The sequence below is a fragment of the Streptococcus sp. HMSC064H09 genome (genome assembly GCF_001812625.1).
Taxonomy (GTDB): domain Bacteria; phylum Bacillota; class Bacilli; order Lactobacillales; family Streptococcaceae; genus Streptococcus.
On the sequence record NZ_KV809621.1, the window covers coordinates 1 to 372 of the forward strand.

General features: G+C 52.7%; 4 tRNA genes. All 4 read left to right on the forward strand.

From position 1 onward, the window contains the following. The first annotated feature begins 36 nt into the window (after nt 1–36). The 4 genes from HMPREF2867_RS08930 to HMPREF2867_RS08945 all read left to right on the forward strand — a co-directional run bounded on the left by HMPREF2867_RS08930 (nt 37) and on the right by HMPREF2867_RS08945 (nt 368). A tRNA-Gly gene (locus tag HMPREF2867_RS08930) sits at nt 37–108 on the forward strand. Between the two features lie 6 nt (nt 109–114). Beyond that, a tRNA-Leu gene (locus tag HMPREF2867_RS08935) sits at nt 115–200 on the forward strand. Between the two features lie 14 nt (nt 201–214). Beyond that, nucleotides 215–288, forward strand: a tRNA-Arg gene (locus HMPREF2867_RS08940). 6 nt (nt 289–294) lie between these two features. Next, nucleotides 295–368 (forward strand) — tRNA-Pro (locus HMPREF2867_RS08945). Nucleotides 369–372: the final 4 nt, after the last annotated feature.

Consider the following 372-nt stretch of genomic DNA (forward strand, 5'->3'; position numbering starts at 1 on the left):
GGGTCGCGTGTTCAAGTCATGTAGCCGGCATAAAATGCGAACGTAGTTCAGTGGTAGAACATCACCTTGCCAAGGTGGGGGTCGCGGGTTCGAATCCCGTCGTTCGCTTGAGGAGCCGGGGTGGCGGAACTGGCAGACGCACAGGACTTAAAATCCTGCGAAAGGAAACTTTCGTACCGGTTCGATCCCGGTCCTCGGCATAATATAATAATGAGCACCCTTAGCTCAACTGGATAGAGTACCTGACTACGAATCAGGCGGTTAGAGGTTCGACTCCTCTAGGGTGCATTTTATCGGGAAGTAGCTCAGCTTGGTAGAGCACTTGGTTTGGGACCAAGGGGTCGCAGGTTCGAATCCTGTCTTCCCGATTTA